Below are 26838 nucleotides of genomic sequence, written 5' to 3'. Positions count from 1 at the left end.
TTACCCATTCATACCCGCTCTGCACTCGAGAAATTCGACGAATCCCGTGACGAACGCGGTCAGTTGCTGACGAACGGCGTCGTCCTGGAGATTCCCGTCGGCATCGATGATCTTGTTTGCGTGCGACACCATCAGGCGCCCCTGCCACCAGGGCGTAGTCTGCAGCGTGCGCAGCACCGGCATCCATGCGTTCTGGCTCAGAATCGTGCCGAAGCCGCCGGGTGACGCCCCCATGATCGCCACGGGCTTGTCGCGGAACACTCGCGCACTATCGGCAGGTGGCCGCGATAGCCAGTCGAGCGCATTCTTGAACACGCCCGGCATGCCGTTGTTGTACTCCGGGGTTGCGAGCAACAAGCCGTCGGCTTGTGCGATGGCGTCCTTCAGCGTGGCGACGGCGGCGGGAATGCCCTCGCTTTCTTCCACGTCGCCGTCATATAGCGGAATGCCATGCAATGTGCGGATGTCCAGCGTGACGCCGGCCGGCGCCACCGCCTTCGCCGCCGCCAGCAGCGCCGTGTTGAATGAGCCTTTGCGCAGGCTGCCGGACAAACCAATGATCGTCGTCATCGCGTCGACTCCCGATGGCGCTTACGCGCCGCGTTGAAATGAATACAGACTGCCCAGGTCGAGCAATTGCGTGAGGTCGTCGAGGGCGCTGCGGCTCTCGTCGAGCAAGGCTGGGTCGGCAAGATCGCCCACGGCCAGCCGGTCACGATAGTGGCGCTTCACCCATTCGGTGAGCGTGGCGTACCGTGCATCGTCGATCCAGAGCCCTGGGTGGGTAGCCTTGCGCTCGTCGTCGGTCAGCACCACACGCAGACGCAGGCACGCCGGCCCGCCGCCGTTGCGCATGCTCTCGCGCAAGTCGAACACGTGCAACTCGCGAATCGGACCGCCACTGGCCACCAGCGATTCGAGAAAGCGCCACACGGCCGGACGTTCACGGCACTCCTGCGGCACCACCAGCGACATCCCGCCGCCCGCGGCGGGTGCACGCGCAAGTAACTGGCTGTTGAAAAGATAGCTGCCGACGGTGTCCTCGATCGAGACGTCGTCCGTGCCGACCTCCACCACCTCCAGCGAGGTGCCCCGGGCCGCCAGCCGCTCGCGAAGCGTCGCAAGCACCGCCGCCTGATCGACGAACGCACGGGCATGGCAGAACAGCACGTTGCCATTGCCCACGGCAATCACATCGTTATGGAAGACGCCGGCGTCGATGGCGTCGGGATGCTGCTGTGCGAACACCACGTCGTCAGACGCCAGCCCGTGCAGACGGGCAATCGCCTGACTCGCCTGCAGCGTCTGGCGTGCAGGGAACCGGCGCGGTGCTGGCGCGTTCGCCAGATCGTCTCGTCCGTAGACGAAGAACTCGACCCCGCGCTCCCCGTAGGCTCCGCACAGCCGCGTATGATTCGCCGCGCCCTCGTCGCCCAAGGACGGCCAGCCCGGCAAGGCGTCATGGTGAGCAAAGCGGGCTTCGTCCGGGAACGCAGTACGCAGCACGCGTGACGTCGTGTCGTGCTCGAACGCGCGATGCAACTTGCTGCACAAATTGGCCGCCGTGAAATGCACCCGGCCGTCAGCCGTGTCCGCCGAGGGGCTGACGGTGGCGGCGTTGGCCGTCCACATGCTCGCGGCCGAACTTGCCGCACCGAGCACCTCGGGCGCCGTGCGAGCCGCCTCGCGTATGACCGCCCGGTCGTCGCCCGAGAAGCCAAGCGTGCGCAACAAGGCAACCGACGGACGCTCTTGCGGCGGCAAGACGCCCTGGGCGTAGCCCAGATCGGCCAACGCCTTCATCTTGGCCAGCCCTTGCAGCGCTGCCTCGCGCGGATTCGATACGCGATTGGCGTTGTTTGCGGAGGCAACGTTGCCGAAAGACAACCCCGCATAATTATGCGTGGGACCCACCAGTCCATCGAAGTTGGCTTCGAGGGCGAAATGCGTCATATCCATTCCTGGGAAAGCGGAAAAAAAGTCGAGATAGAAAGATCAGCACGCGGCAAAGTCCAGGCCCGGACTGAGGTGCTCGGGCAGGATCACCCGCGGGGCCTCCATCGACGCGATCGGGTAAGCACAATAATCGGCCGCGTACCACGCGCTGGGACGGTGGTTGCCGGACTCGCCGATCCCCCCGAACGGCGCCGCCCCGGCCGCGCCTGTCGTCGGCCGATTCCAGTTGACGATACCCGCGCGGATGTCGGCGAGAAACTGCTCGTAACGCGCGGGATCGTCGGACACCAGACCGGCCGCCAGCCCATAGCGCGTGCGATTCGCCAGCGCGAGGGCGTCGTCGAACGTGTCGTAGCGCAGCACCTGGAGCAACGGGCCGAAATATTCTTCGTCGGGTAGCGCATCGCGCGCGGCCAGCGACGTGACATCGATCAGCCCCGGCGTGAGCAATGCCGAGCGACCGTCCGGCTGGGCGAGCGGAAGGATCAATCGGGCGCCAAGCGTCATCAGGTCGGCCTGAGCCGCCGTCATGCGACGCGCCGCCTGAAGCGACACGACCGCGCCCATGAATGGCTGCGGATCGGCATCGTAACGTCCGACGACGATGCGTTGCGTCACCCACGCCAGCCGTTCGATGAACGCGTCGCCGTGCGGCCCCCGCGGCACGAGCAAGCGTCGGGCACAGGTGCAACGTTGCCCTGCCGAGAGGAAAGCGGATTGAACCGTCACATGGACGGCAGCGTCGATATCGGCAGGCGTATCGACGATCAGCGGATTGTTGCCGCCCATCTCGAGCGCGAGGAGCTTGCCGGGACGCCCTGCGAAGTGCCGATGCAGCGCGCGGCCCGTGGCGGAACTGCCGGTGAAGCACAGCCCGTCGATACCGTCATGCGCGGCGAGCGCCGCCCCTGTCTCGCGCCCGCCCTGCACGAGGTTCAATACCCCCGGCGGCAGGCCGGCTTCTATCCAGCACCGCATCGTTCGTTCGGCCACGCCGGGCGCCAGTTCGCTGGGCTTGAATACGACGCTGTTGCCCGCGAGTAGCGCCGGCACGATATGCCCGTTAGGGAGATGCCCGGGGAAATTGTACGGTCCGAAAACGGCCATCACGCCATGCGCCCGATGGCGCACGACGCTCTGCCCGTCCGCCACGGCGCTGCGTCGCTCGCCCGTGCGCTCCTGGTAGGCTTTTGCCGAATGCGTGACCTTCGCCGCCATCGTCGCCACTTCGGTGCGCGCTTCCCACAGGGGCTTGCCGGTCTCTCGACCGATGGCGTCGGCAAGCGTTTCGGCTTGCGCGGTCACGATCGCCGCAAAGCGCTGCAACACGGCCAGTCGCTCGTCGACACTTCGACGCGCCCAATCGCGCTGCACACGACGCGCGGCCTGGACGGCGGCGTCGACATCGGCCACATCCGCCGCATGGCCCTGCCACACGACATCGCCCGACATGGGATCGAGCGCGCGGAATTGCGCCCCGTTGGCAGTGCGCCAGACACCTTCGACGTACAGATCGGTCATGAACGGCAATCCCCAAGGCCACGCTCGATGGAACGGCGTGCGATGCGGGTCATGATGACATGGATTCGACCGCCGGAACAATGCGAGCGCACAGAGCGAAGCGGCAAATCCGCATGAACAGGGCGTTGCGCTGCATGCGCGACGCGATACACCGAACCGGCCAACGACGCGCATAAAATACGAGTCTGCATTTCTGGAGATCCTTCATGATGACCGACGCCAATCGTTCGGCCCTGCGCCACTGGCTAAGCGACGTGCGCGAATCGCACGACAGTGTCCCCAGCGAAGGTATCGAGCCCTGTGGCGTACGCTGGCAACGCCACGCTGAAGGGGTGCTCGAACTGACACCCGCCGACGCGCGCCAGGTCACCGGCACGATCGACGCGCCCGGCGGTCAACGCTTCGACGCCGTCCTCTCGTGCGGTATTCACGGCGATGAAACCGCCCCGATCGAGATCGTTGCCGGCATTCTGCGTGACATTGCCGACGGCCGCCTGACGTTGCGCGAGCGTGTGCTCGTCGTGCTTGGCAACCCGGACGCCGTACGTGCCGGCAAGCGTTATCTCGAATACGACCTGAACCGGCTGTTCCAGGGCGCTCACGCCAAGCGTGCGGAGTCGCCCGCCGTGCAGCGCGCGCGTGAACTCGAAGTGATCGTGGCGCAGTTTTTCGCCGAGACGCGCGACGTACGTCGCCTGCGTCGGCACGTGGACATGCACACGGCGATTCGCGCGTCACTCTTCCCCCGCTTCGCGGTGGTGCCGAGTCCGCCGCAGCGTCCAGCAAGCGACGACTGGATCGAGACGCTTGCCGCGGCCGATATCGACGCGGTGATGTTGACCGAGCAGCCGTCCGTCACGTTCTCGTATTACACCTGTGCGAACTTCGGCGCCGAGAGCTGCACGCTCGAGCTGGGAAAAGTCGCGCCTTTCGGGCAAAACCGTCTTGACGATTTTGCCGGCATCGACGCCGCCCTGCGCCGTTGGCTGTGCGGCGCGCAGATGGGCAAGCGCGACGACGGCAAGGTGCCGCGCGCCCGACGCTTTCGCGTGGCCGCCGAGATCGTGCGCCGCACGGACGCATTCGTGCTCGACGTTCCGGCCGACACACCGAACTTCACGCCCTACGTCGCCGGCACTGTGCTGGCGCGCGACGGCGAGACCACCTATACGGTTTCGCATCCGGAGGAGCGCATCGTGTTTCCCAATCCCGATGTCGCGAACGGACTTCGTGCCGGGGTCATGGTCGTGCCCGATGCGTAACGTGTGACGCAAAGGCTGGTCAATGCCCGATCACGCATCGCGGACTGGCCTGAAGCCGCTACGCAACTTCGCGAATGAACGACTTCAAACGACTGTTCAGGCGTGGCCGTCAAGGGCAGACGGGCGTAGCATCGCCCGCTTCATTTCGTCCCTTCCTGCCTGAGGCCCGGCAACTCGCCGCCAGCCTAGTCCTGCCCACGACGCCATGCTCCGCAACTGCTTCTCGTGCCTTCCAACCATCCTTCTTGCGTCCGATACCCCGCTCGCAACCACCGAAGTGACCGACGCCGAGCGACGCGAGCCCGTCACCCCGCTGGAGGAGGATTTCGCGCGCGCCCAGCAAGCTGCCGCGCAGGACAGCCTCGCGGCCGGGTCGCCGACCGCGCCCATGACACGGACGTACGCGTGCCCGAGACCAGGCGCGCTCAGAGAGCCTGCGGAGTTCGCACCACGCCCCGCACTTCGGACGTCCTCGGCCCCCCCCGCCCCGACTCGGCCGTCGACAGTCGACGCCCCCACCTTCACGATCGACATGTACGCGGGACCGGGCGCAAGCCGCGCGCTACGTATCTTCGATGCGCTATGGCAGGAGGTTGCCTTGCCGGCCCTGAATGCGTTGGGTCCGCCCGCCGTCACCAACGGATGGCGCACCCCACTCACGCCGCTTGCGCCTCCTTGGCCTGAGGGCCTGCCAGCGCCCGGCGACATGGCGACGCAGCCGTGGCACGACACCTTGCACACGCATCTGCATCGCCAGGCCCGAACGCTTGCCCTCCATGGGTTCGACGTTGACAACGTGAGCGATCGTCTGGAAGCGCTCTTGCGCGAGCAGCGACCGGCGTTCTCCTGGCGCACTTTCTGCATCGGCACCCTGCGCGACGCGCTGCCGTTCGCCGTCGGCTCGACGCTCGCCTCGTTGTTGACGGAGACGACCGATCCCACCCGTTCCCAAGCCACGCTCTGGCCGCCGGTGGCCGCACTGGCGATCGTGCTGATCAATCTGCTCGGCATGGCGGGCTTCAACGTGACCCAGCGGCAGTACCGCAACCGGATCGCGCGCACGACGCCGGCGCCTGACCTGGAAGGACTGAGCGCGATCCTCTCGACCCCTTATCGGGCGGCCTTTGCACAAGTGCTCGGCTTCGTATTTTGTTACGGAGTGCTGCGCAACGGGGCCCGATACGGCATTGAACGCGGCGTGTCGCGCTGGTTTCCTGGGATTTTCACCCGGCGATTCGGCGACACCCTCCACGCCGCGCTGGAAATTCCACTGGCGCCCATCCCAGGATCGACGCTGTTGCCGATCATCCACCAGTTGGGCACGAGTCGGCATAACGCCAGCCTGCAAATCCTCGCGCAGGACAATCTGGCCGAGTTGCTGATCGAGACCGCGCGACGTGAGGCCGACGACCGGGAAGCACCCGCAAGCCTGGAGGCGTTCGTCCGCGATGTCCGTGGCATGCTTCGCTCTGCCCCGCCCCGGCTCATCTGGTTCGCGCTCACGGCCACGTTCTACTACCTTGCATGGATGGGCGACGGCTCGGCCCACGGCCATGGCCGCGACAACGCGACGCGATGGGACGACGGCGCCAATGCCCTGAACGCCACGCAGCTCGCGCCTGACGAAGATTCTCCGAGTCTGGTGGAAGACGCTCATGTCTTCGCGGTGCTCGACGTGCTCTACGGTCTCATCGGCCTCATCTTCTCGATCGGCCATAGCGCCGCGCAGCGCGAGGACATTCGCACTGCGCATGAACGTCGTGCACCGCGACCGAAAATCAGCACCATCACGGTGGTCACGATGGCCGACTCGGGCGTATCGACGGCAAGCGCCATGTCGATGCGCCCCAACAGCCCGCACGGTGCCGTTACCGGAGAAGTCAACAACAACAAGGTCCCAACGCCGACGCTCGCCATCCGCGCCCTCCCCGCCCCGCGCGCATCGCACACCGATTCGCCCCCCGTCGCAGGCAACCGCCACGTCGATGACGGGCATGCGAGCCTTCGCCCGCCGGGGTCACGCCGACACGGCACGACGACGGCGCCCGGCGCGCTGAGCCCACCGCTGCGCCGTACAAGGTGGCCCAGCGCATCATCCGACGACTCTGACGACGAGCCCCGCGAAACAACACCCCTGTGAGGCGCCTGCGCGGCGCACTTGCCGTGCCTGCACAGCCGTGGCATGGTGCTTCTCACCTGCACACTTCGTGCAACCCGTACGTCCGGACGCGTGTTGATGCGCGTTCGCCCCCCTGCCTGTCGGAGCGCCCCATGCTTTCCACCACCCCGAGCGAACTCGCCCGTAACCTGCTCGTGATTCTCGTGCTCAGCCTGCTGATGATTGGCACGTTATGGGTCCTGCTCCCGTTTCTGCCGGCATTCATCTGGGCGGTGACGATCGTCGCGTCCACCTGGCCATTGCTCGTTGGCCTGCAACGCCGTCTGTGGGGCAAACGGTGGCTCGCCACTACCGTCATGATCTTCGGCATGCTCGTGATCGTCGTCGCGCCGCTGTCCGCCGCGATCGGCACGCTGATTGGGCACGCCTCCGACATCAGCGAGCAAGTGCACTCCATCGGGCAACGCGGCCTGCCGATGCCGCCCGACTGGCTGATCCGCATCCCCGTGGTGGGCCAACGCGCCAGCGAAGAGTGGCAAGCGCTTGCAGCGGCCGGCCCCGGCGGTCTCGTCGCGCGGATTCAGCCTTATGCCGTCAAGGCGGCGACGTGGGGATTCTCCAAGCTGGGGTCGATCGGCCTGCTCGTGGTTCACCTTGGCCTCACGCTGATCATCTCCGGCATTCTCTTCATGCAGGGAGAGCGTGCGGCGCGCGCGCTGATTCGCATGGCCCGGCGCCTCGGCGGTGATCGGGGAGAAGAATCGGTCCGGCTTGCCGGAATGTCGATTCGCGCGGTGGCGCTCGGGATCGTGGTCACGGCCGTGACGCAGTCGCTGCTCGGCGGCCTCGGCCTATGGCTGACGGGGGTGCCGCTGTCGGGCTTCCTGACGGCGCTGATGCTGGTGCTGTGTGTCGCCCAGATCGGTCCGTTCCCCGTGTTGCTCTCGAGCGTGGCGTGGCTCTACTGGCAGGACAGTCCGACGCTCGCCACGCTGCTGCTGGTGCTCTCGGTCTTCATCGGCATGCTGGACAACGTCATGCGACCGATGTTGATCCGCCGGGGGGCCGATCTGCCGATGACGTTGATTCTCGCGGGGGTACTGGGGGGCATGTTGACGTTGGGGATCGTTGGCCTGTTCGTCGGGCCGGTGATTCTGGCTGTGACCTATACGCTGCTGAACGCGTGGATCAATGAGGGGCTGGCCCGTCCGCCGATGTCGCCGAGCGGCGCACCGTCAGCGCCAACGTCCGACGCGCCGGTACCAGAGGCGTCGCCGACTGGCGCGGTGGCGCCGAAGCCGCCCCCGGCAGTGCCGGACGACAAACATCGATGATTGCCCCGGTCTGCGACAGTGAGCTGTCACGCCCATCGGACGCATTTTTCGGATATCTTCACCTGTTGCCGCGCGCCGCGACGTGGCTAAATACTTCCCGTCCTCACATGAATACGGGAAGTATCAAATGTCACACGTCACCGCCTCCCCGCTACCTGTTGCGCGCGCACAGCGCTCGCCGCGCGTGCCGCGCCGCGCCCGCTTCGGCGACCCGCCGCTGTTGCGCCGCGTCGGCAACGAACTGGCTTATACGCCCACGCGTTGCCGCGTGAGCGCGAGCCTGATCGTCGGCCGCATCAATCCGTGGTGGCAACGACTGTCGCAGGCACACCTCGATCACACCCACATCTGCGAGATGTCGACACGACCATAAACGACAAACGCGCCGCCCGGAGAACCGGAACGACGCGTCGCGGGTGCATCCGTCAATATGCCCGGCAAACCTCCGGGCATACGTGCGCGACTCACGCCGGCCGCGCTTATTTCGCCTTCGCGGGCAGGATCCGGCCCGAGACTTCGCCGAAGCCCACGCGGTAACCGTCGCCCTGGCACCAGCCGGTCATCACCACGGTATCGCCGTCTTCGATATACGTGCGTTTCGCACCGCTGGCCAACGTGATCGGGTTCTGGCCGTTCCATGTCAGTTCGAGCAGGCTGCCGAACGAGTCCGGCGTCGGGCCACTGATCGTGCCGGAGCCCATCAGGTCGCCAACGCGCACATTACAGCCCGAGACCGTATGGTGAGCGAACTGTTGCGCCATGCTCCAGTACATGTGACGGAAGTTGGTGCGGCAGATGGACGTCGCCTGCGCATCGCCGTCGGCTTGCATCAGCACTTCCAGCGCGATGTCGAAGGCATGCTTGCCGTGCTGCTGCAGGTACGAGACCGGCGGCGGATTCTGCTCGGGGCCGGCCACGCGGAACGGTTCGAGCGCTTCCATCGTCACCACCCACGGCGAGATGGACGTGCCGAACGACTTTGCGTTGAACGGACCGAGCGGCACGTATTCCCATTGCTGCAGGTCACGCGCCGACCAATCGTTGAGCAACACCATCCCGAAGATGGCCGCTTCGGCCGCGTCCACGCTCAGGCTGTCGCCCAGCGACGTTTCACGACCGACGATGAAGCCGGTTTCGAGTTCGAAGTCGAGCTTGCGGCAGGCGTCGAAAATCGGACGCGGCGCGTCGGGCAGCTTGATCTGTCCGTTCGGGCGATGAATCGGGGTGCCGCTCACGACCACCGAGCTGGCCCGGCCGTTATAGCCGATGGGGATTTCCAACCAGTTCGGCAGCAGCGCGTTGGCCGGATCGCGGAACATGCTGCCCACGTTGGTCGCGTGCTCTCGCGACGAATAGAAGTCGGTGTAGCCGGGCACTTGCACCGGCAGATGCAACGTGACCTGTGCGAGCGGCACAAGTGCCTGAGCCCGCAGCGCCGCGTTTTCACGCAAGGCGGCATCGCCGCCCACGGCGAGCAGCGACGTCAGGCGCGCGCGCGTGGCGCGCCACGCCGCGCTGCCCAGTGCCACGAACGCGTTGATGGCGGGCTGCGAGAAGACCGTCGCGCCACCGGCCTCGGCGACCTTGAGCACGCCGGCGGCTTCGAGCGCCGCCAGGTCCAGTACCTGATCGCCAATGGCCACGCCAACGCGCGGCGTCGGTTGCGACGCGGTGTTGAACACGCCGTACGGCAGGTTTTGCAGGGGGAAGTCGGTGACGCCGGTGTTGGCGGACGCGACCCAGCTTTGTGGGAGTGCGGACATATGGAATTCCTTGTTTGAGATAGCGCATCGGCCGGCTCTGCACCATCGAAGGGTGCGGCCGGCCGTGTCAGAGGTTGGCGACGTTGCGACGCGAGGCCGCTTACTTCTGGTTCGGGTTGAAGTGCTTCTTCAACCCTTGCCAGCAGGTGTAGTAGTTGTCCTGCCGCTGCTGGGTCTCCAGCGCGAAGCGTGTGGGGCGGATGATCGCCGGCGTCTCGAACATGAACGCCATCGTCGCGTCGACCTTGTGCGGCTGGCTCGTGTCAGCGGCAGAGGCCTTTTCAAACGTGTCCGCATCGGGGCCGTGGCCCGTCATGCAGTTGTGCAGACTGGCGCCGCCCGGTACGAATCCCTCGGCCTTGGCGTCATAGACGCCTTGGATCAGCCCCATGAACTCGCTGGCGATGTTGCGATGGAACCAGGGCGGACGGAACGAGTTTTCCATCGCCAGCCAGCGCGGCGGGAAGATCACGAAGTCGATGTCGTCCACACCCGGCGCATTGCTTTGCGATTGCAGCACCAGGAAGATTGACGGATCCGGGTGGTCGAAGCTGATCGAGCCGATCGTGTTGAAGTGACGCAGATCGTACTTGTAGGGCGCGTAGTTGCCATGCCAGGCCACAACGTCAAGCGGCGAATGACCGATGTCGGCACGCCACAGCGCACCGCCAAACTTCGCCACCAGCTCGAAGTCGCCTTCGACATCCTCATAGGCCGCCACGGGCGTGAGGAAGTCGCGCGGATTCGCCAGGCCGTTCGAGCCGATCGGGCCAAGATCCGGCAGACGGAACAACGCGCCATAGTTCTCGCATACATAGCCGCGCGCGCGGCCATCGGGCAGCGTCACGCGGAAGCGCACGCCACGCGGCAGCACGGCGATTTCATAGGGTGCCACGTCGAGCACGCCGAATTCCGTCGCGATACGCAAACGCCCTTCCTGCGGCACGACCAGCAACTCGCCGTCGGCGTTGTAGAAGAAGCGACCGTCCATCGACTGGTTGGCTGCATACAGATGAATGCCGCAACCGCGCCCAGCATCCGGGCCGCCATTGCCGGCCATCGTCACCATGCCGTCGACAAAATCGGTCGGCGCGTCGGGCATCGGCAGTGGGTCCCAACGCAACTGGTCGGGCGGCGTCGGCACGTCGTCGAAACGGCTCAGCCAGCGCGACGACGCAAGGGCGGTGAACGGCTTGTGCATCGCGGCGGGCCGGATGCGATACACCCACGAGCGACGATTATGGCCGCGCGGTGCCGTGAACGCCGTTCCCGAGAGTTGTTCCGCATAGAGGCCATACGGCGCACGCTGCGGCGAGTTCTGCCCGATCGGCAGCGCGCCAGGCAACGCCTCGGTCGCGAACTCGTTGGCAAAGCCGGACAGATAGCCCAGCTCCCCCTGGATTTGGTCTGCTTGACGCATGAGTGGCCTCGTCTCCTGATGTCGAATGGAAACATTGTCCGGCAAGCGATGACATTTTGCGATATAAATAGATGAATCTACTCTATTCATAATGCGAATAATATCCCCACCTCATGATTTCCTTACGCGACGTCGATTTGAACCTGTTGGTTGTCTTTCAGGCGGTACTCATGCATCGGAGCATTTCGCAGGCCGCACGCGAATTGGGCCTGTCTCAACCCGCAGTGAGCAACGGGTTGGCCCGCCTGCGGCAGACGTTCGACGATGAACTCTTCACGCGCACCGGCGCGGGCATGCAACCCACGCCGTTCGCCGAGGCGCTCGCCGAGCCGGTCTCGGTCGCCCTGGCCGGCATCGCGCGCGCCATCAATCACCGGGAGGCGTTCGATCCGGCGAGCAGTCAGCGGGAGTTTACGTTGGCAATGACGGATGTGGGGGAGGTGTACTTCATGCCGGCGCTCGTCGATCTATGCACCCGGCTTGCGCCTGGGGTACACCTGCGCACCGTCCGGGCGACGTTGCCCGACCTGAAGGACGCGATGGCGTCGGGGCGCATCGATCTCGCGGTGGGCGCGTTCGACGATCTGACCGGGCCATTTTTCCAGCGCCGGTTGTTTCGTCAGCAATATGTGAGTCTGTTCCGCGTCGGCCATGCCCTCGACACGCCGCACGCAGGGCTGGCGGAATTCCAGGCCGCACGCCATCTGTTCGTCGCCACGGGCGACAATCCTTATGCGCGCGTGAATCAACTCTTGGCACAGGCCGGCTTCGGGGCCGACGCGAATGTCTGGGTCCCCCATTTCATCGCCGTGCCGTACGTCGTGAGCGTCAATGATCTCGTGGTCACCGTGCCGCAGAAGTTTGCAGAGCGTGCCGCCGCGCCGTTCGGGCTGCGCTTCGTCAAACCGCCGCTCCGGCTGCCCGCGCTGCAAACGAATGTGTTCTGGCACCGTCGCTACCATCAGGACGGCGGGAATCAGTGGCTACGCCAATTGATTTCGGAGCACTTCGCCGAGTCGTGACGACGAGCGCCTGACGCTGCCGTCAGGCGTCGTTGGCAATGGCATGCCCCTGCGCACGCAGCCAGTCGTTCCACGCGGCATCGAGCACGTCGAACGCCGATTCCATCTGTCCGACGGACGCCTGGGGCGCCAGATGCTCCACCTGCGCCGCGAGCGATGCCAGCGAACTCAGCCCGAATGCCATGAAACCGCCCCGCAAACGATGCGCGGAATGACGCAGGGTGTCGCGCGATGGGTCGACCAACGCTGCCCGGCAATTGGCGATGTCCTGATCGGCAATTTTCACGAACGTGTCGAGCATGTCGGACAGCGGTGGCCGCCAGTCCTTCGCCGATGTCGAGTCGGAGGACGGCGTCGACCCGCCGTCGATCAGGTCCGATGACGCTGGAAGCGGCGCGATGTCCACGCACAGCGAGGGATAGCGCGCCCGTACCAGTTCAATCACGCGCAACAACGAGCGCGCATCCACCGGCTTGTAGACGATGGCGTCGAACGGGGACGTCTCGTCACGGTCGGTGCGCATTGTGACGTCGGCCGTCGCGACGATCACCGGCACATGGGCCGCGCGCGCCTTGATCTGCGTAGCCAACGCATACCCGGAGAGGTGCGGCATGTTGGCGTCGGTGATCACCAGCATGTGCGATTCCGCATCGAACGCGTCAAGCGCCTCGCGCGGGTCGTGATAGCAATCGACCATCGCGCCCAGTCCTTCCAACTGCCGGGACAGCAACATGCCGCTGATCGGATGATCGTCCGCGACAAGCACGTACCATCCGGCCAGCGGCTTGATACGCGCCTGCGCGCCGGGAGCGCCCGGCAAGTCACCGCTCGCGGCAAGCCCGGGCGCCGACACCAGGCCGAGCGCATCCCAGAGCTCCGCCTGCTGGAACAATGCGACGTCGCGCGGCCACGCGGGGGCGCTGCCGGCCGGACGATCGACCGGCGTCGAGCGCAGCAGATACACCTCCGAGCCCGCCATACCGCGCACCGGCCATTCGTCGGCAAACATGAGCAAACCCGCGTCCTGAACGCGGCCACTGCCCGACGACCACGATACCGCGTCGTCATACCTGACCGGCAGGTAACCCGCCCGTCGGATCAATGCGTCGAGATACGCATGGCGGCGAGCGAGTCCGCTCACATACGCAAACGTCTCGCCTCTCCCGACGACGGGCAACATCTCGCTGTCCGACGCCCAGGGCAGGCGGAGCGTGAAGCGCATTGTCGTGCCCTCGCCCTGCTGACTGTCGACCTGCAGCACGCCGCCGAGCATACCCACGAACTGATGCGAGATCGCCAGCCCCAGTCCGGTGCCATGCTGCATGCCCGGCTCCGACGTGCTCTTGCCGAACGGCCGGAACAAGTCCGCCAGATCGGCAGGCGCAATGCCAACGCCACTGTCGCTGACCGTGAAGGCCACGTCACAGCCCTGCGGATCAGCGCGCGTCACCATGGCGCTGAAGGCGACGTACCCTTTCTCGGTGAACTTGATGGCATTGCCGACGAGATTTGTCACCACCTGTCCGAGTCGCAGCGCATCCGTATGCACGGCACGCGAGAGCTGCGGGTCGATCATCCAGTCCAGCGTGAGTCCCTGCAACCGCGCACGTCCCGTAAACGACAAGCCGATGGCTTCGAGCTCCTTGAGCAACGAGCCATCGCGGCTATTCAGTTCAAAGCGACCGACCTGAATCCGAGAATAGTCCAGCAGATCGTTGATGAGATCGAGCAGATTGCGCGTCGAACTTTCCATCACATCGACGTAATAGCGATGATCGTCGCCCAGACGCTGCGCGCTCAGCAGTTCGAGCGACGCGAGCGTGCCATACAACGGCGTACGCATTTCGTGGCTAACGGTCGTCAGGAACACATCCTTGGCGCGATTGGCGCTCTCGGCGGCAAGCCGCGCCTTGCGTTGCTCCAGTTCGAAGCGGCGTTGCTCTGTCACGTCGGACAGTGTGGCAATGAGCACCGACTGTTCACGAAAGACGGTATCGACGAAGCTCACGGCGTAGTGACGCTCGCCGGCATCGTCGATCGCGCTCAGCAAACGCCGCACCGGACGCGCCACCACACCGCTGTGCAGTTGGCGGTACATGCGCGTCAACTCGCCATCGCCCAGGTGTCGAAGCAAATCGACGGTGCCCGCATACGCCGGATTGCTCATCACCACACTGGGCTCGAACGGATCGATGATCGCCATGCCGACGGGGGCCGTCTCGATCAGGGTCTGCGTGAAGGCGTCTCGTTCGAGCAGGGCCGTCGTACGTCGACGCGCCGGCTCGATCATTCGCTGGCGCATGTAGCGCATGCCCGCATAAACGGCCGCCGCATAGAGGCACAACAGCAACGTGGCGCCGATCAGCAGCGTGGCATTTTGCTGCAGTAAATCTATCGGACGAACGGCATACCGGACGAACCACGGCGACGACGCCAGATGACGCTCGAAGACCAGACGCTCGCCGTCGTAACGCACCGCCATTTGAGCGTCACCAAAGAGCGGCAACGTGGCGAGCGTACGCAGATGCCCCAACGACGAGAGCGACGCGCCGGCGCTTGCCACCACGAACCCGTCCGCGGACACCAATTGGAGGGCCTCGCCCGTGTGCTCCAGCGTTCGCAGCCGCGGCGGCACAATTCTGTCGGGCGCCATGCTGGTGCCGACGTAGGCCATCAGATGTCCATCGAGATCGCGAATCGGCACGAAGCTCGAGACCGCTGTCAAACCGGAAAGTGCATTTTGGTAGTTGTAGGTCCAGAACGGACCGTCGTTGCTCGTGGGACGACGCGTGGCATAACGCTCGACCTTGTTGATCTCGGCGAGCGTCGCGTTGGTGTCGCGCGCGAGATCCGTTGCGCCGACGGACTGCAGGTCGAACGACGTGCGGCGAGCGGCAAACGCGCCATCCGCCGAGATGATGAAGGTTTCGTCCTGCCCACCCAGCGCACTCCAGAAGTTGGCATCGAGAATCATCAACCGAAGGGTGAGGCGCGCCAATCGCTGCGCTCGCTCAGTCGGGATCTCCGCCAGCTTGACAATCTGGAAGTCGCCATCGAACCCCACGCCGGCAACGCGCTTCGCCGTGCCGACCGGCATGGTGAGCAGCGGGTTCAGGATCCGGTCGGTGAGTGATTGTGTGACACCGCCCGGCCGAACGTTGCTCGCCAGTGCGGCTTGCGCCATCGTACTGGCCTGCTCGTTGAAAATTTCGACGTCGCGGATCTCGTGGCCGACGGTCGCGAAGAACGTGGCCGTCTTCTGCCCCCCTTGCCAGACCATGCCGAACAACGCGTAGGACACCACAGCGACCCAGACCGACAAGCCAAAAAGCAGGGCCAGCAAGCCACCGACACGTAGCAAGCGGCCGGCAATCGCGATGTCACGCGTCATCGTCGCGTCGGACGCGGACGCCAATGTCGTATGTCGAGCCAAACTCAGACGGCGCTCGGCGTTTCGACTTCGCCGTCACGCGAAAACTGAACCGGGCTCGAGACGTGCAGCTTGAACAGCTCCATATCGGTACGGCAGCCCAACTTGCTCATCGCCATGCGCTTCTGATTGTTGATCGTCTTGGCCGAACGCTTGAGGGCATCGGCAATCTGCGACACATTCAGGCCGTCCAGGTACATGCGCAGCACTTCCATTTCCTTCGGGGAAAGCGGACGGCGCGCAGTCGGCTTGCGGCGCATCTGCTCGTCGAGAATCTGTTCGGCGCGCCCCCCACGATAGCTCATGCCGCGTCGGCAACGCTCCACACACACCGTGATTTCGCGCAGATCGTCGGACTTGGTCATCACGCCCAGCACACCGCAGCTGTCGAGCGCGTGGATGATGGCCGGTTGCTCGATCGAGGTAAACACGATGATCTTGACGTCCGGATATTTGCGACGCACACGATTGATCATGACCAGGCCGTCGCCAAAGGTGCCGCCGGGCATGCAGTAGTCGGTAATCAGCACGTCGACCGAATTCGTCTCCAGTGCCTTGAAGAGCTCCGTCGAGTTGGTGACGGGCGGCAGCACGTGAAAACCCGGATCCGGGGACAGCATTTCACGCAGTGTCGAGGCGATGATCGGATGATCATCCGCGATGAGAATTTTTACCATCATTTTGCAGAATCCTTTTAAAAGAAGTCAGCCGTGGGCGCGCGCGATCCTTCGCCGTGTCTACGCGTCATGGCTTCCCAAAAGAGGAATGTGGGTCGAGCCAACACACTCGGTGGTCACGAAGGCGTGACCGCGTTACTACTGTGGACGCCGGCAGGCCGCGCCCCGGCGGCGCATCGCCACCTCCGGCCCGGCGCGCCGAACACGTCGTCGCTATCCGGCAACGCCCGCTGCGCCCGCGCCCTCGACCGTCGTCCAGCCAGAGCACGTCTTGTGGCCCATCAAGCGCGCTGCACCAGTGCCCATGACAGGCTTGACGCAATATCGAAGGCGCACGCCGCGCAAACCCGCCGACGGCACCATCTCGCGTGCTCGTGCGACAACGCGAATACGCGTCGGTCCCGACGCCGCTTCCCATTGATGCACGCTGTGAGTCTCAGGCCAATCGGCCATCCATCGATACGTCCCGCTCACCACCTGACCGACCTTCGGCGTGGCACTCATCGCCACGGCGGCGGCGACCGGCCGCATCCGCGTTTCAACCTCACGCGGGGCCGCAGCCAGTTGCGCTGCCACCGACGGCGGCGTGCCGACACGTTCCGACGCCTGCCCCGCCGCCGACACACCCGGTGTCGATGCCTGGTATTCACTGCATCCCGCGAGCCACGTCATCAGAAAGGCGCCGCTCAGGCGTGTCAGCGTTGCAAAAATCAGGTGGCCCATGGCTCGCTTGGCACTCGAACAGCGGAACGAGGAGGACGCCGAAGCGTCAACGTATGTCGTGGTCATCGATGCAAAGCCAATCGACATGCCGCGTGACACTTCAACGTCACGCGCTGATTTGCGACCAGCAGAAATATAGGATAAATCTACAAAATCCAACCATTTTGGATCTCCTTATGGGAAACATCCTAGTCCAAAATAGGCGGATTACCGAATGCGAGGCACGCAGCACACGCAATATGCGGCGCCTCCATGCGGGAACAACTCGGATTACGTACCCGTCATGCAAGCACCACGTCTCAGTGGACAACCGGGCGACGGAAAAATTCATTCCATGCATTCCCGGGATGTCAACCACAATGGGTACGCAGCGAGGTACGAGAATGCAAGTGACGTCGTGAGTCACTCGCAAGGCGTAGCGATTTTTGAAGGATCTGCGTGTGCCGCGCGATGGCACAACCGCCGTTGCGGCATGTCAGACGCCGAAGGCTTTGGCGAACATGCCCAGCGCGACCGCGGCCATCAGTGCCGAGAAGAGTTGCTGCAGTCTGGACGCCGCGATGTGCGGTGTCAGGGCGCGCCCGAGCAACATGCCGACGATGCCGCCAACCACGAACATCCACCCTTGGGGCCCCGGATGCATGCCGTTCCACCAGGCGTTGGCCACGGTACCCGCGGAAATCAACGCGATGACGAAAAGCGACGTCGCCACGACGCCGTGTACCGTGATGTCGGTGAAACGCCGCAACGCGGGAACGATCACGAATCCGCCCCCCACGCCCAGCAGTCCCGACGCGAAGCCCGACACCGCGCCGATGAGGCCGAGCGTGGCGGCGACGCGCCGCGTCCAATGCAACCGCCCCGTCTCCGGATTCATCCGGCATGGCGGTTGCGGCGCGGCACCGGCCGACGCCGCCAGATCGGCGCTTTTATCGGTGCCCGCTGTCCCGGCGCGCGATGCGCGATACATGCGCGCCGCCACGACCATCATTGCGATGGCGAAGAGTCCAACGAGCCAACGCTCCGGCAGTCGGTGAGCCATCCACGTGCCAAGCGGCGCCACGGCGACCCCGATCCCGGCCATCAGCATTGCCGCGCGATAGCGCACGAGGCCGACACGCAGTCCATGGGCGCTCCCCACGGCGGCACTTGCGCCTACGGCGAGCAGGGCCACCGGGCCGGCTTGCGGCACGCCCCACCCCAGCCCGAAGACCAGCGCGGGCACAGCAAAAATGCCGCCTCCTGCACCGGTCAAACCCAGCACGAGGCCGACCGCGGCCCCGAGCAAAGCAGCCATCGGGGAAGCACTCAAAAGTTCTAGGGACATAGCAGGGAATCCAGCGGAAAGCGACTTGGCGGCCCAAATCACTATTAGTCATATGCTTATGACTGTGGATTATATAGAGTCCGCGAACAACGGAAAAGTCCCAACCGGTGGGGAATCGCGAGGCCTGAGGCGTCAATCAGGCATGGCAAAAGCAGGCAACGTCGTTCAGACGTCGCCGTACCGGGAAGCGGCAAGCCGCAAACAATGAGGGGAAGGTTACCCGCCTTGTGGTGATCCATCGCGCTGGCCCGACGCCCCATCCGCGGCATCGAGTTCGGCGAGGATATCGCCCGTATGCGCCCCTGGCGCAGGCGGATCCTGATACGTGACCGGGCGCTGGCCATTAAGCCGGACGGGCGAAACGATGGTGTGAGTCGTCTCGCCGCTGGGCAACACCACCGGCCGCACCCACCCCATATGGGCCACCTGCGGATCGGCCAGAACACGTGAATAGGTGCTGATCTCCGTACATGGCACGCCCACGGCAACCAGCCGGGCGAGCCACTCGCCACGATCCTCCTGCACAAAAACGGCTTCCAGCACGTCGCGCAGCGCGGCTTGATGGCGCGCTCGCTCGCGCGCGTTGACGAAACGCGAATCGTCGAGCAGATCGACGCGATGCATCAGCGCGCAAATCGCCTGCCAATGCGCTTGTCCATCAAGATCCATGCCGAAATAGCCATCTCTGGCCCGAAACGTGGGCCACGGTGCCGACGGCCCACCGAAGCGCGCGGCATCCTCATCGTCAATTGCCAGCGGCGACCACTTGCTTCGTGTGGCAGCCACCGTCCCGCCGTACCGATGCCGTCCCGCACCCTGTGCGACATCGAAGGCGGCGGCCGGCGCCTCCCCGGGTACCAACCCGGCGCGCTGCGCGGCTTGCGCGCCCTGCTCACCCGCGTGGAGTGAAGCGATGGCAAGCGTTGTGCCGAGCATCGGCACGTCGATGTGAACACCGCGGCCATGCTGTCGGGCAGCGACCAGCGCCGACGACACGGAGAACGCGGCATAGAGTCCCGCGGCCAGATCGGCGACCGGCAAGTCGCGGGGCGGCTCCAGGCCCCCCGGCGACGCCCCCAGCATGCGTCGCAACGCGTCGAGCGCCGGCACGCCCGACTGCGGCGCCGCGCGCGGGCCATCCTGACCAAACGCGGAGATCGACACGTAGACCAGGTGCGGCTGTGCGGCCGACAACGCGTCGTAACTGAGTCCGGCGCGTGCGAGCGTTCCCGGTGGCAAACATTCGACGACGACGTCCGCGCCGCGCACCAGGGAATGGGCAAGGTTGCGGCCGTCAAGCGTGAGCAAATCGAGTGCGACGGAGCGCTTGTTGCGCCGCAGGCCGATCTGGGCCGATGCGCCGAGCGGACTCGCGTTGTCGGTGGCATTGTCGTCGACGGGATCGTCGACCAAGATGACGTCTGCGCCCATGTCGGCCAGCAGCAAGCCGCAGTAAGCAGCGGCCGCGCCACGACTGAACTCGATGACGCGGATCCCCGAGAGTGGTGCGTTCAATATCTGACCCCTATTTGCCTGGCGTTTCTTGTAGTTCTCAACCCTTGGCAACCGTCTGACGCGGCGTTCACGCATTCTAGAGCAAATATTCCACGCTGGTCACGGCAGAAAATGCGGCATCAACGAGGCGCGTTGCCACCGGGCAACAGGGCTGCCGAAGGGGGCATCGCAACATGCGTCTGACATAGACGCCGTGCATGGGTACGTACGGGGAACCCTCATATCGGCGCCCGCTCGCGGCCCCATCGTTCACAGCCAGCCGGCCTTGCGGAACTTGACGAACAGCAGCGCATCGATGGCGATCATCACGGCAATGCACAGGGGGTAGCCGTACTGGAACTTCAGCTCGGGGATATCGGCGAAGTTCATGCCGTAGATTCCCGCGATCATCGTGGGCACGGCGAAGAGCGCCGCGAACGAACCCAAGCGCTTGGTTGTCTCGTTCTCAGACAGCGAGATCATGCCGAGATTGACCGACAGCGCGGTCGTGACCATTTCGCGCAGCAGATCGATGTTCTTCGTGATGCGCTGAAGATGGTCGAAGACGTCGCGAAAATACTCTTGCATGCCGCCGCAGAGCTTGGGCGCCATCGCCCCGAACAGCTTGCTGACCGCCTCCATCAGCGGCACGCAAGCGTGCTGCAGCGTGATGAGCCGGCGCTTGAGTTGATACAGGTCTTCGATGATCGCGCGTCCCTTCGCGGGGGCATTCGGCGTGAAGATCTCCTCCTCGATCGCTTCGAGCTGTGCCTCGAGCTCGTCGAGTACCGGGAAGTAGCTATCGACGATGGCATCCATGAGCGCGTAGAGCACGAAGATCGAGCCCTGACGCAGCAGATTGGGCTCCTTCTCCGCGCGGGCCCGCACGATGCCGAGCCCCTGCGTGGCGTTCGAGCGCACCGAAAGCACGTAGTTGTGCCCGGCGAAAATCGCCACCTCACCCGTCGAAAAATCCCCGTCGGCGTCCTTGTTCAGCACGTGCAGCACGGCGAACAGCGAGTCGCCGTACTGCTCGATTTTGGGTCGCTGGTGGCCGTGCTGCGCGTCTTCGACGGCCAGGTCGTGCAGACCGAACTCATGTTGCATCTGCGACAACTCGCCGGGCCCGGGGTCCTTGAGCGCCACCCAGACGAAGCAGTGCGGGCGCTGTAGATAGTCCGAGATTTCATCGGGATGCAGATCGGCAATCTTGCGGCCATCTTCATAGGCCACGCAATTCACTAGCATTCGTCTTCCTGGTCTAGGCGACCGCCCTGCCCCCGGCGCGAGCCCGGGACACCGTGAACCGGCCGGCCTCGACCGTCACGCCCCGCGGGTGTCCTGCGCCTGCGCCGTGCGTTGCAGCGGCAGCCGGATATGAAGGACGCCCGCCTCCATTTCCTTGTCCTCGACAAAGCCGAGATGACGGGCGAGGGTCAGCATACGCGTATTTGCCGTGAGCACATAGCCGATCAGTTCCCCGGTGCCGCGCTTGCGGCTGTAGTCGACGATATGCTCCATGAGCGCCCGCCCGAGCCCGCGCCCTTGGGCCTGAGGGCTCACTGTCACGGAAAACTCGGCCACCGTGTTGTCCGGATCGGCGAGCGCCTGCACCACGCCAAGCAGACACACGGTACCCGCTTCGTCCTTTTCCGTGGCGACGAACGTCATCGCACGGTCGTAGTCGATCTGCGTCACACGCGCCATCTGCGAATGCGACAGTTCCTTGATCAGGCCGAAGTAACGGAACTGCACGTCCTGTGGCGTGAGCGTGTGGAAGAACGCTTTATAGGCAGGCTCGTCCTCCGGCCGGATCGGACGTACCCGTACCGGCCTGCCTCCCGCATCCACGGTAGACTCCAGTTCCTGCGGATAGGGACGGATCGCCAGACGCCCATGCCCCGGCAAGGCAGGCGGCCGCACCACGATACGTGCGTCGAGCGCGAGCACGCCGTGCGCATCGGCGAACAACGGATTGATGTCGAGCTCCGCGATCTCGGGCACGTCGCACACGAGTTGCGAGAGCTTCACGAGCGTGAGGTAGATGGCTTCGTGATCGGCAGCCGGTCGATTGCGATAGCCGGCGAGCAGCTTCGCCACGCGCGCGCGCGCCACCATGTCGCGCGCGAGATTGAGGTTGAGCGGCGGCAGACCGATCGTACGATCGGCGATCACTTCCACCGCCGTGCCACCCTGCCCGAAGAGCAGCACCGGCCCGAACACGTTGTCCGTCGCCACGCCGACGATCAATTCGAACGCCTCCGCGCCGTTGGCCATGCGTTGCACGGAATAGCCCGTTACGCGCGCCTCCGGCTTGGCCGCGAGCGCGCGCTTGCGAACCTGGCACGCCGCCTCGCGTGCCTGCTCGGCCGATTCGATATTGAGCACCACGCCGCCAACGTCCGACTTGTGTGTGATGTCCGGCGAAATCAGTTTGACCGCGACCGGGAAACCGATCCCTTGCGCCAGTTCGCCCGCTTGCTCGGGGGTCGTGGCGACGAGCGTCTCCACGACCGGAATGCCGTACGCGGCCAACACACCCTTCGCTTCGGGCTCGGTAAGCAATGCCCGGCCCTCGCCCATGGCGCGCTCGACCATTGCGCGCACGCGGGCCACGTCGGGCGCGAAACCGGGCGGGATCGACGGCGGCGTTTCCATCAGCAGCGACTGGTTGCGACGATAGTTGACGGCTTCCAGAAACGCGCGGGCGGCGTTCTCGGGCGTGTCGTATGTCGGCCATCCGGCTTCGCGGCAAACGCGCCGCGCGCGCTCGGCCGTCTGGCCGCCCAGCCAGCACGTGAACACGTTCTTCGACGGCTTCGGCAGCGCGGCAAGGCCGTTCGCCACTTCCAGGCTCGGCATGACCGCCGTGGGCGCTTGAATAAACAGCACGGCCGCCGTGTCGGGGTCTTCGCACAACGCTTCCAAGGTGGCCGTATAGCGCGCCAGATCGGCATCGCCGCCAATGTCCACCGGATTCACACGGCCGAGCGTTGTCGGCAGCACGGCGTCGAGGGCGGCGCGCGTCTTGTCGGTCAGATGCGCCAGCTTGCCGCCATCGAGCACGAGGGCGTCGGTGGCCATCACCCCCGCTCCACCGCCGTTGGTCATGATCGACAGCTTGTCTCCGTAGAACGGACGCAGCCGTGCGAGCGTCTCCACCGCCGCAAACAGGTCGTCGGTCGTGTCGACGCGCAACATGCCCGCCCGCCGGATCGCCGCGTCGTAGACATCGTCCGAGCCCGCCAGTGCCCCTGTATGCGACGCCGCGGCTTGCGCCCCTTCCGGCACCCGCCCCGACTTGATGACGACCACCGGCTTGTTGCGGGCCGCGGCACGTGCGGCGGACATGAACTTGCGCGCGTGCCGAATCGATTCCATGTACATCAGAATGGCGTCCGTGCCGGGATCGCTCGCCAGATAGTCGAGCATGTCGCCGAAGTCCACATCGGCACTGTCGCCCAGCGAGACGAAATGCGAGAACCCGATCTCGCGCGCATCGGCCCAGTCGAGCACCGCCGTGGTGAGCGCGCCCGATTGCGACAGGAAGGCGAGCTTGCCCTTGCGCGCGCCCATGTGCGAGAAGCTGGCGTTGAGCCCGATGCCGGGACTGAGCAGCCCGATGCAATTCGGTCCAAGGATGCGCAGCACATGCGGCTTCGCGTGCCTGAGCATGCGCTCCTGTAGTGTCACGCCGTGGCGATCGCGTTCGCGGGCAAGCCCCGAGGTCAGCACCACGACGGCACGCGTGCCGCGATCGCCGAGCTCACGAATCAAGTCGGGCACCGTCGCCGGCGGCGTACAGATCACCGCCAGATCGGGGGCCTGCGGCAATTCGCCAATGTCTCGATAGCACTTGAGATTCGCGAGCGTCGAATACTTCGGGTTGACCGGATAGATCTCGCCCCCGAAGCCGCCGTCGATGACGTTTTTCAGCACCGTCGTGCCCACTCGCCGCTCGCGCAGCGACGCACCGATCACGGCAACCGACTTCGGCGCGAACATCTGGCTCAGATTACGAGTGGTCATGGAAACTCCGGGTGGATCGAGAGGAACGCATGCGAACGCGCGCACCGGGCATGGCCGGGGCGCGCGTTCGTTGTCACTTCGCTGGCGGGCGGTCTAGCGGGGATGCGACCGGGCTCCCGCAAGGGCGCCCGTCGACATCTCCCTCAATCGCCGCGCAGATGCGCTTCGACCTTCCAGAGGTGGTCGTCCACCCCACGCGAGATTTCCGTGAAGACGTCCGACGTCGTGGCATCGCCGATCGCTGCCGAGGCATCGATCAGGCCGCGAACGATCTCGCCGTAGCCCGCCAGCGCTTCGGCCAGCGCGGCTGCGTGATCGAGACCGCGTTTGAACTCGTTCTTGTAGACCGGCAGCTCGGTTTTCTCGGCGACGGTCTTCACGCGCCCGTCGGCGACACCGCCAAGGGCGACCAGGCGTTCCGCACACAGGTCGGCCCATTCGATGGCCGCGTTGTAGACATCGTCGAACAGCAAGTGCAGCTCGATGAAGCCCGGACCGTGCACGTTCCAGTGCGCCTGCTTGGCCTGCCGCTGCACGTCAATGCCGTTGACCAGTCCGCGACTTAGCAGGTTGACCGATTCGATACGAATCTTTTCACCGAGGGTGTTACGCGTATGATTCAGAGCCATTTCACACTCCTGACGACTGGCAGCCCGGGGGCTGCCGGGAAAGGCGTCGGCATTGGGGCGTCGCAGAACACCCCATGCGGACGAAGAGAACCGCGCAAGACTCGGCACCTCGGCGTGACCACATCAGCCGATGTCCCGAGAGGGATTGCGACGCGCCGTGCATGACGCCCCGCAACTTGAAGCCTGCCATCACCTACGACACCCACCAGAGAATGGCCCGCGCCCCGATGGCCCATATCACACCGTGGGCGCGAAGGATGCCCGATGCGTAGCACCAAGTCATTCTAGAGACTGCTTCGTTTCGAGATCAAGTGAAATATGCGCGTCGTCGAGTGCCATCCTCACGCGCTTTGATTGACATCATCGCGCCGCCATTTTCTCGTCGCGCCAGCACTCGCCTCCGCGGGAATTTCGCCCTGCCAACCCCGCAAGCAACGACGCAATCGCTCATCCATGTGATGAAACTTTCGCCATGGCGTTCCCCAGGCGGTGCCGACGCGGACAGCACCGTGCGCATTGCGTCACACCGAAACATGCGCTTTGCGCGTATTCGGTCGATACGCGATGTGCGGCGTCCCGCCGCAACGATGGGATGATTCCGAAAGCCTCTCGTCAACGCTGAAATCAGGCAAATACCTTCATAGACTACGTAAAAAGCGGCCACGAAGGACGTTAGAACAGACGCAATTTACGTAGTTCCCGAGTCTCACTTCCGCAACCTCCAGTAGGACTCCAAAGGAGAATGACGATGCATCGATCTCTACTGTGCGTGGCCCTGTCCGGAATCATCTACCTGCTGGCGCACGGCGCACCGGCACGCGCCGCCGTCTATACCAACGGGTCGGCGACGGCGCAAATGCGAGTGCAATTGACGATTCTCCCTGGCTGCACCATTGCCGCCACACCGATGACGTTCAACGCAGTGCAGGGATCCGCGACCGGACCGGTGGCAAGTACGTCGTCGCTGAGCGTGACCTGCACGGCGACGACGGGGTACAACATCGGGCTGAATGCCGGTACGGTGCCGAACTCGACGGAGGCGGATCGTCTGCTGGCGGGCACCCTCTCCGGCAATACCACCACCATTCCGTTCGGTCTCTATCAGGACGCCGGCTACGCCACGCCGTGGGGCAACACGCAGGGGGCGAATACCTTGAGCGATTCGGGCACCGGCGCGGTGAAGGTGCATACCGTCTACGGACAAGCGACGCTCTCGGCCACGATGCCGGCCCCGGACGTCTATTCGTCGACGGTCACCGCCACGGTGTACTTCTGAGAAACGGGATCGATCATGCGCCCAAGAAGCCCCATGCGCCCGGCCGTTCGCCGCCCAACGGCCTACGCCTGCGGCGGCGCGTTCGTCGCGCTGTTGACGCTGTACGTGACCGACGGTAACGGTGCCACGCTGCAAGTCTCGCCGGTCATCGTCAATTTCCTGCCCACGCAGCCGGCCACCACGCTGACGCTGGGCAACTCCGGCGACGTGCCGATTCACGGTCAGCTCCGGCTGTTTGCGTGGACGCAGCGCCATGGCGACAACGTGCTCACCCCGAGCGACGCGCTCGTCGCCAGCCCGCCGATCCTGCGCATCGAACCCGGCGAGCGGCAGATCGTGCGGCTCGTGCGCATGGCGCAGGGCGCCGAGCCGCAAGAGCAGAGCTACCGGCTACTCGTCGACGAACTGCCCTCCACCGGCGCCACGCCGGTCGAGGGCATCTCGATCCGCCTGCGTTACTCCTTGCCGGTTTTCGTGCAGGCAAGCGATGCGCGGGCGCCGTCGTTGCGCTTCGACGTGCGCCTCTCGCGAGGCGAACTGGAGGTGCACAACGATGGCGAACGGCATGCGCAACTCGGCGCCACGCGCGTGCTGGACGCCGCCGGGCGCAGCGTCCAGTTGACGCGCGGCCTGCTCGGTTATGTCCTCGCGGGGCAGACGCGCCGCTTTGCTGTGCGTTGGCCCGCTGGCGCCCCGCCAGTTGCGCCGTTCACGGTCGAGTCGCGCGTCGACGCCGTACCGATGCGCTTTGCCGCGGGTGCCGCGTCGGATGGCGAGCGCTAATCGTGTCCGCCGGGGCCGTGCCGCTACCCTCTCGACTCCCCGGGTCTGCCACTCGCGAACGCCCGGGGCACAG

20 protein-coding genes are annotated in these 26838 nt (G+C 65.1%); 7 read left to right on the top strand and 13 right to left on the bottom strand.

Annotated elements, in window-relative coordinates:
• From PCE31107_RS09800 to astD, 3 genes are read right to left on the bottom strand one after another with little or no spacing between them, the layout of a single operon-like run.
• The gene (locus PCE31107_RS09800) at window positions 1-570 is read right to left on the bottom strand and encodes an NADPH-dependent FMN reductase (RefSeq protein ID WP_150608074.1); all 570 of its coding nucleotides are present in this window, start codon (window positions 568-570) and stop codon (window positions 1-3) included.
• 21 nt (window positions 571-591) lie between these two features.
• Window positions 592-1953, bottom strand: coding sequence for an N-succinylarginine dihydrolase (gene astB / locus PCE31107_RS09795; protein ID WP_150608071.1), 1362 nt, complete (start codon window positions 1951-1953; stop codon window positions 592-594).
• A gap of 42 nt (window positions 1954-1995) precedes the next feature.
• Complete coding sequence (gene astD / locus PCE31107_RS09790; protein ID WP_150608069.1) at window positions 1996-3477, bottom strand: succinylglutamate-semialdehyde dehydrogenase; 1482 nt, start codon at window positions 3475-3477, stop codon at window positions 1996-1998.
• Window positions 3478-3683: 206 nt separating this feature from the next.
• Here astD and astE point away from each other — a divergent pair, with 206 nt between their 5' ends.
• The 4 genes from astE to PCE31107_RS09770 all read left to right on the top strand — a co-directional run bounded on the left by astE (window position 3684) and on the right by PCE31107_RS09770 (window position 8565).
• Window positions 3684-4739 carry a succinylglutamate desuccinylase gene (astE, locus tag PCE31107_RS09785; protein ID WP_150608067.1) on the top strand — a complete coding sequence of 352 codons (1056 nt, stop codon included), beginning with the start codon at window positions 3684-3686 and terminating at the stop codon, window positions 4737-4739.
• A gap of 598 nt (window positions 4740-5337) precedes the next feature.
• Complete coding sequence (locus PCE31107_RS09780; RefSeq protein WP_150608065.1) at window positions 5338-6879, top strand: hypothetical protein; 1542 nt, start codon at window positions 5338-5340, stop codon at window positions 6877-6879.
• Between the two features lie 131 nt (window positions 6880-7010).
• On the top strand, window positions 7011-8192 hold the full coding sequence (ydiK, locus tag PCE31107_RS09775) for an AI-2E family transporter YdiK (protein WP_150608063.1): 1182 nt from the start codon (window positions 7011-7013) through the stop codon (window positions 8190-8192).
• 127 nt (window positions 8193-8319) lie between these two features.
• Window positions 8320-8565 carry a hypothetical protein gene (locus PCE31107_RS09770; protein ID WP_150608060.1) on the top strand — a complete coding sequence of 82 codons (246 nt, stop codon included), beginning with the start codon at window positions 8320-8322 and terminating at the stop codon, window positions 8563-8565.
• Between the two features lie 106 nt (window positions 8566-8671).
• Here PCE31107_RS09770 and fahA read toward each other — a convergent pair whose 3' ends face one another.
• A complete protein-coding gene (gene fahA, locus PCE31107_RS09765; protein WP_150608058.1) occupies window positions 8672-9955 on the bottom strand; it encodes a fumarylacetoacetase in 1284 nt (427 codons plus the stop codon).
• A gap of 100 nt (window positions 9956-10055) precedes the next feature.
• Window positions 10056-11375: a homogentisate 1,2-dioxygenase gene (gene hmgA / locus PCE31107_RS09760; RefSeq protein ID WP_130026099.1), complete on the bottom strand. Its 1320-nt coding sequence runs from the start codon at window positions 11373-11375 to the stop codon at window positions 10056-10058.
• 113 nt (window positions 11376-11488) lie between these two features.
• Between hmgA and PCE31107_RS09755 the strand changes: the two genes are divergently transcribed.
• The gene (locus PCE31107_RS09755) at window positions 11489-12397 is read left to right on the top strand and encodes a LysR family transcriptional regulator (protein ID WP_150608056.1); all 909 of its coding nucleotides are present in this window, start codon (window positions 11489-11491) and stop codon (window positions 12395-12397) included.
• Window positions 12398-12419: 22 nt separating this feature from the next.
• Here PCE31107_RS09755 and PCE31107_RS09750 read toward each other — a convergent pair whose 3' ends face one another.
• The 8 genes from PCE31107_RS09750 to dps all read right to left on the bottom strand — a co-directional run bounded on the left by PCE31107_RS09750 (window position 12420) and on the right by dps (window position 24706).
• Complete coding sequence (locus PCE31107_RS09750; protein WP_150608054.1) at window positions 12420-15788, bottom strand: hybrid sensor histidine kinase/response regulator; 3369 nt, start codon at window positions 15786-15788, stop codon at window positions 12420-12422.
• A gap of 44 nt (window positions 15789-15832) precedes the next feature.
• Window positions 15833-16507 (bottom strand): response regulator, encoded by a 675-nt coding sequence (locus PCE31107_RS09745; protein ID WP_130026102.1) that lies wholly within the window; start codon window positions 16505-16507, stop codon window positions 15833-15835.
• 210 nt (window positions 16508-16717) lie between these two features.
• A complete protein-coding gene (locus PCE31107_RS09740) occupies window positions 16718-17227 on the bottom strand; it encodes a hypothetical protein (protein ID WP_150608052.1) in 510 nt (169 codons plus the stop codon).
• A 475-nt stretch (window positions 17228-17702) separates the two neighbouring features.
• Window positions 17703-18554 carry a sulfite exporter TauE/SafE family protein gene (locus tag PCE31107_RS09735; RefSeq protein ID WP_246181775.1) on the bottom strand — a complete coding sequence of 284 codons (852 nt, stop codon included), beginning with the start codon at window positions 18552-18554 and terminating at the stop codon, window positions 17703-17705.
• A gap of 216 nt (window positions 18555-18770) precedes the next feature.
• Complete coding sequence (locus PCE31107_RS09730) at window positions 18771-20069, bottom strand: CaiB/BaiF CoA transferase family protein (RefSeq protein WP_174966607.1); 1299 nt, start codon at window positions 20067-20069, stop codon at window positions 18771-18773.
• Between the two features lie 249 nt (window positions 20070-20318).
• A complete protein-coding gene (corA, locus tag PCE31107_RS09725) occupies window positions 20319-21296 on the bottom strand; it encodes a magnesium/cobalt transporter CorA (RefSeq protein ID WP_150608048.1) in 978 nt (325 codons plus the stop codon).
• Between the two features lie 75 nt (window positions 21297-21371).
• Complete coding sequence (locus tag PCE31107_RS09720; RefSeq protein WP_150608046.1) at window positions 21372-24077, bottom strand: bifunctional acetate--CoA ligase family protein/GNAT family N-acetyltransferase; 2706 nt, start codon at window positions 24075-24077, stop codon at window positions 21372-21374.
• 143 nt (window positions 24078-24220) lie between these two features.
• Window positions 24221-24706, bottom strand: a complete 486-nt coding sequence (gene dps / locus PCE31107_RS09715; RefSeq protein ID WP_150608044.1) for a DNA starvation/stationary phase protection protein Dps — start codon at window positions 24704-24706, stop codon at window positions 24221-24223.
• Window positions 24707-25454: 748 nt separating this feature from the next.
• Here dps and PCE31107_RS09710 point away from each other — a divergent pair.
• Both PCE31107_RS09710 and PCE31107_RS09705 read left to right on the top strand, forming a co-directional pair.
• Entirely contained in the window at window positions 25455-25982 is a 528-nt protein-coding gene (locus PCE31107_RS09710) for a Csu type fimbrial protein (RefSeq protein ID WP_130026107.1), read from the top strand.
• A gap of 15 nt (window positions 25983-25997) precedes the next feature.
• Window positions 25998-26765: a fimbrial biogenesis chaperone gene (locus PCE31107_RS09705; RefSeq protein ID WP_246181774.1), complete on the top strand. Its 768-nt coding sequence runs from the start codon at window positions 25998-26000 to the stop codon at window positions 26763-26765.
• Window positions 26766-26838: the final 73 nt, after the last annotated feature.

It is taken from the genome of Pandoraea cepalis (genome assembly GCF_902459625.1).
GTDB lineage: Bacteria > Pseudomonadota > Gammaproteobacteria > Burkholderiales > Burkholderiaceae > Pandoraea > Pandoraea cepalis.
Note: the sequence above shows the minus strand (reverse complement) of the source record. Positions and strands in the feature narration are given on the sequence as shown.